9 protein-coding genes are annotated in these 9,663 nt (G+C 59.0%); 2 read left to right on the forward strand and 7 right to left on the reverse strand.

Annotated elements, in window-relative coordinates; all coding sequences use genetic code 11:
- Positions 1-644: 644 nt before the first annotated feature.
- Together FSO04_RS43970 and FSO04_RS43975 are read left to right on the forward strand one after the other, a co-directional pair.
- Complete coding sequence (locus FSO04_RS43970) at positions 645-944, forward strand: SCP2 sterol-binding domain-containing protein (RefSeq protein WP_154567589.1); 300 nt, start codon at positions 645-647, stop codon at positions 942-944.
- A 77-nt stretch (positions 945-1,021) separates the two neighbouring features.
- Positions 1,022-2,293 (forward strand): aminotransferase class III-fold pyridoxal phosphate-dependent enzyme, encoded by a 1,272-nt coding sequence (locus FSO04_RS43975; protein ID WP_154567590.1) that lies wholly within the window; start codon positions 1,022-1,024, stop codon positions 2,291-2,293.
- A gap of 120 nt (positions 2,294-2,413) precedes the next feature.
- On the opposite strand, the gene FSO04_RS43980 is transcribed toward FSO04_RS43975, so the two are convergent.
- The 7 genes from FSO04_RS43980 to FSO04_RS44010 all read right to left on the reverse strand — a co-directional run.
- Positions 2,414-3,502, reverse strand: coding sequence for an AraC family transcriptional regulator ligand-binding domain-containing protein (locus FSO04_RS43980; protein WP_166618386.1), 1,089 nt, complete (start codon positions 3,500-3,502; stop codon positions 2,414-2,416).
- A gap of 252 nt (positions 3,503-3,754) precedes the next feature.
- Positions 3,755-4,270 carry a Rossmann-fold NAD(P)-binding domain-containing protein gene (locus FSO04_RS43985; protein ID WP_199203114.1) on the reverse strand — a complete coding sequence of 172 codons (516 nt, stop codon included), beginning with the start codon at positions 4,268-4,270 and terminating at the stop codon, positions 3,755-3,757.
- A 107-nt stretch (positions 4,271-4,377) separates the two neighbouring features.
- Positions 4,378-5,544 (reverse strand): MFS transporter, encoded by a 1,167-nt coding sequence (locus FSO04_RS43990; protein ID WP_233465432.1) that lies wholly within the window; start codon positions 5,542-5,544, stop codon positions 4,378-4,380.
- Between the two features lie 100 nt (positions 5,545-5,644).
- Positions 5,645-6,532, reverse strand: a complete 888-nt coding sequence (locus FSO04_RS43995) for a TorF family putative porin (RefSeq protein WP_233465433.1) — start codon at positions 6,530-6,532, stop codon at positions 5,645-5,647.
- A gap of 21 nt (positions 6,533-6,553) precedes the next feature.
- Positions 6,554-6,985, reverse strand: a complete 432-nt coding sequence (locus FSO04_RS44000; protein WP_154567594.1) for a DUF2147 domain-containing protein — start codon at positions 6,983-6,985, stop codon at positions 6,554-6,556.
- Positions 6,986-7,462: 477 nt separating this feature from the next.
- Complete coding sequence (locus FSO04_RS44005) at positions 7,463-8,341, reverse strand: aldehyde dehydrogenase family protein (RefSeq protein WP_267905094.1); 879 nt, start codon at positions 8,339-8,341, stop codon at positions 7,463-7,465.
- A gap of 194 nt (positions 8,342-8,535) precedes the next feature.
- Positions 8,536-9,663 (reverse strand): SET domain-containing protein-lysine N-methyltransferase (locus tag FSO04_RS44010; RefSeq protein WP_154567596.1); only part of this gene is annotated, 1,128 nt, incomplete at its 5' end.

Below are 9,663 nucleotides of genomic sequence, written 5' to 3' on the forward strand. Positions count from 1 at the left end.
CGCTATCTCGCGTACCGACTTGTTCTGGCGGTGGAACATCCGCCGCACCTTGCCAATCATCGTCATCGGGATCATCCCCAAACACCCTGCCAGAAAAACTAGCAGGATAGGTTGATTGCCCGGCTCAGTTTTCAGTCGGCGCGATCCCTACATGTGGCTGAATTTTCGGTCGGCGTAAACAGCGTATTGGAATGGATGTGGATGAAGTTGGAGAGCGTTGGACTTATACATGGCGGTTCGAAAGGACATCGCTGGACGTCGACCGGGCAGATGGTGGTGAAGGATTACATCAAGCGGGTAGTGCAGACGCTTGAGCACTTTCGCCACAGCCGGATTCAGGTTCTGCTTCATCGATCAGATCGTGCGTTCTTGGGACTTCAGCATAGCAGGTCCCTTATTGCGACAAAGCCCTTCAGCTGCTCATCGCGGGCCCTCAAATTGGTCCGGCCGACACTCAACCGATTTGGTAGTCGCTCTTTGCACTACTGCCGTGAATGGCCGGAATAGTGCTGTTTGCGGCTTGATTAGCCCCGTTTGTGAATTTTTTCGTTGAAATACTGGGCACTGCGCGCTGACACATGGAGAGATAGGATGATCCATATGTGCAGCACGTCCCCTTTTCTCGACCATAGGATCAAACTGACATGACGTACCTGGATGAACTACAAGGCAAATTCGAGCGGGCGATTGCTGCCGGAGCATGCCCTACCGATAGCCTACAAGTGAACGTCAAAAATGAGGGCTGTGTGTTTGTGACGAGTGAATCGGTCAGCAGCTCGGAAGGCAATGCGGACGTCACGATCACGATCGCGCGCAAGGATCTCGAGAGTCTCGTTGATGGCAAGCTCAGCCCGCCGATCGCGTTTCTGCAGGGAAAGATCAAGGTGAAGGGCAATCCCGAGGCGGCGCTGAGATGGCTCCCTGTTATCCGACGGGCGTCGTAGCAAGGGGAACGATTGGTCGATGCCGCGAACCGCATATCGGTGACGCGTTTAATGAATTTATACGGAGGACGAAATCCATGGTCTGGACCAACACCTACAACAAAGCATTGCTCGAACGAGCCCAACAGGTGATCCCGGGCGGGATGTACGGGCATATGTCGACGTCAATGCTTCCTGCCGAATTCCCGCAATTTTTCCGGGCTGGGAAGGGAGCGCGCACGTGGGACGTTGACGGAAACGAGTATGTCGACTTCATGTGCGCTTACGGGCCGAACCTGCTCGGATATAACGAGCCGACCGTTGAGGCAGCCGTCACGGCGCAGCGGGAGCTTGGCGATGCGCTCAACGGGCCCGGCGAGGTGATGGTTGACCTGGCGGAGCGCTTTGTGTCGCTCGTCAACCATGCTTCGTGGACGATGTTCGCGAAAAACGGCACGGACGTCACAAGTGCCGCGATGGTGATTGCGCGAGTCCATACGGGAAAGCGCATCATTCTCGCGGCGACTGACGCTTATCATGGTGCGGCACCATGGTGTGTGCCGATCATGCTGAGCTCGGGCACGATACCTGAAGATCGGGCCAGCATTGTCTACTATGACTACAACGATCCCCAAAGCCTTACCGATGCGTTCAGGGAGCACAAGGGGAACATTGCCGGGGTGTTCGCAACGCCGTTCAAGCACGACGTGTTCCGCGACCAGGAGGAACCCGATCTCGAATACGCGCAGACGGCCCGCCGCCTGTGCACCGAAACGGGCGCGCTGCTGATTGTCGACGACATTCGCGCCGGGTTCCGTCTTGCACGCGATTGCAGCTGGTCGTTGATCGGCGTGGAGCCGGATCTGAGCTGCTGGGGCAAGTGTTTCGCGAACGGTCATCCGATTTCCGCACTGCTCGGTTCGGAGCAGGTTCGTGCGGCGGCGAAGAAAGTGTTCATTACCGGATCGTTCTGGTTTTCGGCGATTCCTATGGCTGCGGGCATCGCCACGCTGCAACTCATTCGCGATACCGACTACCTCGAGCGGCTCAAGCGCGCGGGTCAGAAACTACGTGATGGACTTGACGAGCAGGCGCGCTCACATGGCTTCGAGCTACGGCAAACGGGTCCGGTCCAGATGCCTCAGATCCTTTTCGAGGACGATCCCGATTTCCGGATCGGCTACGCGTGGGCAGCGGAATGCGTTGTGCGAGGCGCGTACCTGCATCCGTACCACAATATGTTCCTATCGGCCGCGCATTCCGACACAGACATAAAGCATGCCCTCGCGGCGACGGACGGAGCATTCGAGGCGGTAAAGCGCAAGTTGCCCGACATCGGGCCAGTCGTTCAGCTAAGCGCGCTCGTCTGATTCGGGCCGACGATTTGAATTTGCGTCGAATACTGGGCTTCGTGCCAAAGCTTGGGAGGCACGAACGCCTTTTGTGTTGACGTTTTCGTCGAGTCGCTGGCGATGGAAGCTGGGGCTTTGCTAATCCCGGCTTCCGTTCAACGCACGGCGTTCAGGATCGTGGGAATGAGCAAGCGCATCTGCCGTTCCTGGCGCGCGCATTTGATTGGGAACTTTGCCGGACCAGCGCTTGAATGCGCGCCGGAACGTTCGGCTGTCGCTAAAACCAGTCGCCATCGCGATTTGGTTTAAGGGAAGTCTGGTGCGCTCCAGAAGATCTAGCGAATATTCATAGCGGGCGCGGTCGATGAGACTCTGAAACGAGACATTCAAGCCGGTTAGGCGCCGACGTAAGGTCCGCTCGCTGAAGTTAAGCAGCCGTGCGACTTCGTCGAACCGTGGAGTTTCGTCGATGGACGCACGCAGGACCGTCAAAATCGATTCGATCAGTTCGTCGTGGGGTTTCTCGCGTCCCAGCAATTGGTCAATGCTTTCCTGCAAGCTTTGCATCATGAATTCGTCGTATGTTCTGAGCACGATGTCATGCCAGAATCGGTCGCTGATGATCCGGTTTGCAGACGCACCGAACGAGACCGGGCAGTTGAAGAACCGTCCATATTCGACCGCGTGCGACGGACGTGGATAACGCAGTTCGACCCGCAGCGGCTGGTAGCGCTCTCCGACAAGTGCGCGCGTCATCGCGACCCCGCTGACGAGAATTTCTTCGACGAAGAAGGGCTCCAGTTCTGGATCGTAGAAACGCATTGACGCCTCGATCACAAAACGGCGTTCGTCAGCGGAATAGTCGACCTGGGCGATTGAGCCGGCCTGAATCTGGTACTTTATGCCGTATTGAAAGGCATCGCCTAATGTCCGGCAAGTCAGCATGCCTAGGCCAGGCAGTCCAAACGACGCGATCGTCTGACGGCTACCCGTCGCGATGCCGATCGACGGATCATTGAGCAACCGCATCGCGCGCCTTATGATTGTGCTCGTTTGACGATACGAGACCCTGAAATCCTTGTTCTGTAGATCGTCGAGCGTGAAGCCAAGTCCCTTGCAAAGACGCTCTGGCGTATAGCCCCTGTCGCGTATGAGGTGCATCACCTGCCGGATGATGTGAGGTGGAACGTCTGCCGACGTGATTCGAGTGTCGGAAATGGCGTGCATGCGTGCTCCTAGAACGATATATTGTGTGCGGCGCCCCATTCGATGCTGGACAAAGAACCCGCGCTAGCCACCGTTCGAGAATATAACCCGCGTTGAACCCCCAGGCCTTGACGTTGCACTCGATCTTCCGGTAACCCGGCGGGTCGGCCCGGATCTTTTGGGGCACATGTTTCGGCCCGCGTTCAGCTGGCGATACAGCGCCTCGGTGCCACACATATCCGCCATGATAGAAAAGGCCGCGTACGGTCCCGGTCAACGGTCCATCTTCGAGAGGTACGTTGGATGTGGCAGAGACGTAGCTCCTGCGCCGGTTGACTCGAAGGTCTTCCATGCCACCTTTTGCGGTTCAACTTTCGCATAATGGAAGGGATTGCCTTTGAGCGTGATCGTCCTGTTGAAGAGCCTTTCGGAGGGTATCTGATTCGGGATGTTCAGCATGTCGATATAGTCGTCGAAGATCGCTCTGACCTTGGACGTCATCACGACCCGGCGGACACCGTAGGTGTGGTCAACACTCCGCAATGCGTTCGTGATCCCGGCCATCGCCGGTTTGAGCATCTGACGCTGGCCGTTCCTGATCTTCTCGGGCAGCATAGCCGGTGACGCACATGGCAGACGATCTGACACCATTCCGTCGACGCGCCGAACGATCCGGGGGGCGCGGCGATCGGCCTCAAACAGCTTCGAGCGGGCGGGATACTGAGACTGCATTCGGAGCAGCGGCTGAAGCTTCACTTGATCGGCGAGGTTGTGCACGGTCGTATGCACGATGCTGCCGTAGGTGAGTGGTTGCCGCACTGGACGGCGCCCGACAGAGCCACTCCTGCCTGTTACCAGTACGGGTTGTTTCATGATCTTGCGCCGACGCTTCCGCTTTAGTGTGCGTTCGATTTTTCCAGTGTGCCTGGCACGCGTGCTGAACGTCGACGAAGCATCTGTGCGGCGGTCGCGACGACGATCGATCCTACCGCGAAGCCTAGCGTGACGAACGGAACTGGACCGGCATCGTCGCCTTTGACGACCAGCGACGAGACGAGTGGCCCGAACGCGGTGCCCAGCAATTGAACGCCGGGTGTGAGCGTCGCAACGCGCCCACTCCGATCGAGTCGCAAAGCGAGGCCGATGTGAAACGGCATCAGGAACAGCCACGCAAACCCGAACACACCGCACAGCGCGATAAAGCTGGCAATGTGCCCGGACGGAAGCAGGAGCATGCCAGTTGGGATCAATGCGAGTACGAATGCGCCGACGATCAGGGTGAGCATATTGTCGACGTATCTGACCGCAGCCGCCGACACTATGCCACCCACCACCTGCATGAATAGCACGGCGGAAACTGCGGTCTGGGCGGCTTGCGCATCGAGCCCGGCGTGCTGTCCGATCGGCTCCAGATAGGCCCATAGCGAACCGAGCGCGGCCATCTGGACGAAGGCGATCAGAAGCGGCATCGCGGATGTGACGGACCACGCGAACGGCTGACTCGCATGGTGCGAGAGGGGCTTTAGCGTGGTGGGTAGCCGTAGCAAAAGCACGCAAGGCAAGAGCGCCAGCGCGCCCAGCATGTCGAAGCCGCCCTGCCAGCCCCCATAAGCGATCACCGCACGGGCGAATACGGTGGCTACGCCCGCCTGCGCAAGCGTCTGGACGGTGAGAAAGATGCCGGCCAGCCGGTCGGCGGCACGCGAACGAACGATGACGCAGGTGGCCACCCACACCAACACGCCTTCGCCAAGACCCGCTGCCGCACGAATGGCAGCCAGCGGCGTGTCGCCTGTCAGCCGGGCGGTCAGGACGTCAAGACCGGAAATGACGAGGGCCGCGAGCAGGGTGATGACGCGCAGTCTGCCGATGGGCAGCAGCGCATCACCGAGTACGACTCCGATGCCGAGTGCGACGATCTCGCTCATTGCGATGATACCCACTCCCTGAAGGGACGCGTGTCTCGTATCGACCATCGCACCGAGCAGAATCGGCTGCAGGCCGACCATCAGCAGCGCGATCGATCCTATCGACAGGGCCGCGACAATGTTTTGTCTGCTCATGACGGCGGGTTGCGAAGATTGCATGACTTTCCCCTGACTGTAGAAGTTTATGACGAGATATTCTTGCCGTGCGTCGTCAGCCGGTGCGGCGTGAGGCGCCTCAGAACTTGCGCGAGACCGACGCGAGGAACGTTGGCTTGGACGTCGATTTGACGGAACTGCCGTCCTGAACGGCGAAGAGCGCAGGCGTTCTTACGATTGCGGCGACCCAGGAGAGATTCCACTCGAATCCCCACCTGACGTGCGTCACGCCGATGCTGTAATCGAAACTGTTGGCCTCCGGGAAATTCGCCACCTTCTGATAACCGGTGTGCAGCTTCAGCGTTGTGTCGCCCCTTATCGCGTACTGGTAATCGAGATCGAAGAGCAGGGTGCCGCGCGATCCATGGTTGCCCCTGGCGTAGCATTCAAGCGCTTGGGTGGGATCGGGATTGAACTGCAGCATTGCGCCGCACACACCGCCGGTATTTGCCCCGCGATAGGTTTTCGAAATCACGTCGATCACTCGGCCCTGGAGGTTGCCATAGCCCAGTTCCAGCAACGCGTAGTCAGTGTTGTAGTTGGTGCTGGTGACGTTAGTAGGCACCTGGTTCACAAAATCGAACGCTTGCGGCGAGTCGAAGTTCGCTCTTGGAAAAATCTCGGTAGCGAGGCCCATCCCAAAGTGCCATTTATCCGGATTGCCGAAGCGCCAGCCGCCAGCAAGAGTAAGGTTCGTGCCGTTGCTATTCGTGAACTCCTGGCGGCTGACATTGTTGATTTGGGCTACGGCGACCAGTCCGCTCTCATGGGCGGCTTCAATAGAGAGCCTTGCACCCGGTCCATTCAGTGAGTCGGAGACGCCCCTGGTGCGAACGTCAGACATCAGGCTGACTGAAGGGTTGAGGGAGTAGCTGGCGATGTCTATGTCGTCGGCACGTGCGTTGACGCACATGACCGAAGTAAGCGCAAAGACGGGCCAGACGCGCGAAAGAAGTGTTCTGTTCATGGTGATCCTCCGGCACGAAGGTTAGTTCTTGCAGACGGGCGATGCGGGCAGTGATTGTTCGCGCGTCATCTGCTCGGTTTCACCCAGCATTTCCGTGCCGATGAATGCCCGCACGGCGAGACCCGAACTGTTAGCACGGACCGCGCCCTTGTAATGCTTATTTGTGCGTGGGTCGAAGACCCACCCGTCGCGCCACGCGTCGTCGTCATAGCGCTTGAGTTTTGCGATGCGTACGCCGCATGTATCGGAGGCCGTGCCAGCGTCTTTATCCCAAACGATCGTGCCGCACAGCGAAGATGGTTCGTCTGTGCACGCCTTGAACTCGATGACAGCGTTGCCGTCCGCAGAGCGCCAGAGGCCCTTTGCGTCGTCGGGGCCGGCGGCAAACGCCGATTGCAGCGTCGCCGCCGCGATGACCGGAATGAAGCAGCATGCAAGGCGTACCGTATACATATTGATATCCTAATTAAATTGATGAAAAGTGCTACTACAAGAATGCAGTCCCTGGTTCAATGTTTTCCCGACTGTTACGAACGTTCCGTATCCGCCGATAGCATCCATGGCAACTGCTCAGCCCCGGCAGATCGATCATTTGCCTACAAGGTAGTTAAGACTATCGTATAGACGACAAAATTGTGATTCAAGTATTTTCTGCTTGGGATAACCCCGTGCTGCGGGCGCGGCGAAAACGTTCATGGCGCGTGCCGAAGAGGCGCAGAGGCGGAGGAGACCGTGCTCGACACGAAATAGAGGGAATGCTCGATGAAAAGCCGTTAACGGCGGAGGGTCACCGCGATTCAACGTCGCCGACATCCAGTCGATGCCATCGCTAACCGGACGGTCGCGCTCCTGGTCGGGCTGCACTCCACGCGATAGTCGCCGCGGTCGCGCTGGTGTCACCGCGTGCACCGGGCTAGGGCGCGCTGGCCGTCAGACTTTGGCGAGCATATCGACAAGGCTGCGGGCTATTCGCGTTTTCAAGCCCGTATAGGGAGGGAAGAACAATTTCGCCATGAGTAACCTACCGCCGCGCAACAAGGCACGTTCGTGGGAAAAGGCTTTGAACCCGAAGAAACCGTGAGCGTTGCCGATTCCGGACGCACCGACCCCGCCGAACGGCAGTCCGCTGTGCGCGTACTGCTGCAGGCAGTGGTTGACGCATGCACCGCCCGAGCTCGTCTGCTGCAGCACACGCTTGATCTTGGCATCGTTGCGGCTCCACACGTATAGCGCGAGCGGCTTGGGGCGGGCGTTGATATAGGAAATCGCGTCTTCGATTGCATCGAATTCGACCACGGGCAGCACCGGACCGAAGATTTCCTGGTCGGCGATACGCGCGTGCTTCGCCAAGTTGCCGAGCAACGCGGGCGCGACGTAGCAGTCCGTCGTGCTGTACGGACCTCCGGTCAGCACTTGCGCGCCTTGCTCAAGTGCGTCTTCGACGAGCGTTTCTATGCGGGTCGCGTGGTCGACGGAAATGATCCGCGCAAGGTCGGCGGTGGCCGCGATACGGTCGTCTGTCGGGCCGAAGCACTGTTCGATGGCTTTTCGGCATTGTTCGACGAATTCGTCCCGCACGCTGCGATGCACGAGCAGATAGTTCGGTGCAACGCATGTCTGTCCGGCGTTGACGAGCTTGGCCCACATTGTTGTCTCAGCCGCCCTTTTGATATCCGCTGTTTCGTCGACGATGACTGGCGATTTGCCGCCGAGCTCCAGCGTGACGGAACTCAGATGCTTCGCGGCTGCCGCCATGACGATCCTGCCTACAGTCGGGTTTTGTCGCGATAAGGAAGGCGGGTCAAACAAATGTTGATATGATGAGGACTACTCATGCGACCAACGAGTAGAACTGCTGGGCGGGAGTTTGCGCGATGCCACCGTCTTTCATCCGACCCGCACGGGGTGTGACGCTCGGTGCTGCAATCCGTCCATACGATCGTCGGACATGAGTGGTCGGCTCAAACCTGGAGCGGCCCCGTCCGGTCAGGCAGGTGGGCGGTTTATGCCAATGCGCCGTGAGTCTGTGCAATATTTGTCAGGCTACTCTCCGCAATGCGGGCTTTCTGGTTAAGCGGAGCATGGGTGCCGACCGGCCCGTAGACTGCCTGCCCGGGCGCAATAGGGTCGCCGGTGAGCGCGCAGACGCCAGCCTCGGAAGCGGTGGTGCGCTCCCAGCTTTGCTCGCAGTAACAGCAACGCCCGGCTTCACGCCAGGCGACGATCAGCACACCGGCGCTGGGACGCTCGAGGATGCGTACCTTTGTCGTGGCGTTTGTCTGGGCATGATGTGCTCCGCCCGTCGTCTCGGCAGCGATGGCAGGGAGACCTCCCGCTTTTCTCCGCCTTTTCTCCTGCATCGTGCCACGGCAGACTGGCGAACCACAGCGACACGCATAACGCTGTCGAAGTGCCTGAGTGCTGCGGCCGTTCACAGTGAGCGCATAGTCGATGCTCAGTTCCTCGCCGGGTTTCACCGCCCGGATTGTTCGGATGAGAATCCGGCCATCGTGATCTTCTGCTGCGCAGTTCGGACTGCATGAGTGGTTAAGCCACCGGGCGCTGTTCCCTCCAATAGGGCCGTCGATCACGGAGCCGTTACCGATGTCGAAATAGAACGTGTGATCTGGATTTTCCGGGTCACGCGGGTGGCGCCGGATAGCCTCCTCCCACGAAATCCGCTCGCCCCTGTATTCGCAGACGAGTTCGCCCAGAAAGAAGCCTCGTGTGGCAAACACGCCGCGGCCATGAACCGCAGAGCGACGGACAGTGACTTTCGTTCGCGGTGGCGCGGCGGAAGAGAGGGGCAATGGTGGTCCGGCAAAAGCGGTCATGAAATCTGTGTCAGAGCGCCAACCGGGATAATCCGGAATTACGGCATGAGCGTAGGCTGCCTGCGACGATTTTTTTGTGCAAGCGGAAGGGTGCCTCGTATGGCGAATACGGCGAACGGAATCCCAGGCAAAAGCGCTGGTTTCCGACGGATGTAACGGCTGGGGCGGTTCAGTCCCGCACGTGCCGACTCCGTTGTCAAAGTCGGCCGGATTGCGCGACGCAAAGAGGGTGACGCCCGTGTCGATCCACAACGTCACGCCGGACTTCAGCTTGATCGGGCCGCTCAAGAAGCCGGA

This window comes from Paraburkholderia madseniana, assembly GCF_009690905.1.
In the GTDB taxonomy this organism is placed as follows: Bacteria; Pseudomonadota; Gammaproteobacteria; order Burkholderiales; family Burkholderiaceae; genus Paraburkholderia; species Paraburkholderia madseniana.

Coding starts and splice junctions, on each gene's coding strand:
- FSO04_RS43970 (WP_154567589.1), top strand. CDS start 645: ATGACGTACCTGGATGAACTACAAGGCAAATTCGAGCGGGCGATTGCT.
- FSO04_RS43975 (WP_154567590.1), top strand. CDS start 1,022: ATGGTCTGGACCAACACCTACAACAAAGCATTGCTCGAACGAGCCCAA.
- FSO04_RS43980 (WP_166618386.1), bottom strand. CDS start 3,502: ATGCACGCCATTTCCGACACTCGAATCACGTCGGCAGACGTTCCACCT.
- FSO04_RS43990 (WP_233465432.1), bottom strand. CDS start 5,544: ATGAGCAGACAAAACATTGTCGCGGCCCTGTCGATAGGATCGATCGCG.
- FSO04_RS43995 (WP_233465433.1), bottom strand. CDS start 6,532: ATGAACAGAACACTTCTTTCGCGCGTCTGGCCCGTCTTTGCGCTTACT.
- FSO04_RS44000 (WP_154567594.1), bottom strand. CDS start 6,985: ATGTATACGGTACGCCTTGCATGCTGCTTCATTCCGGTCATCGCGGCG.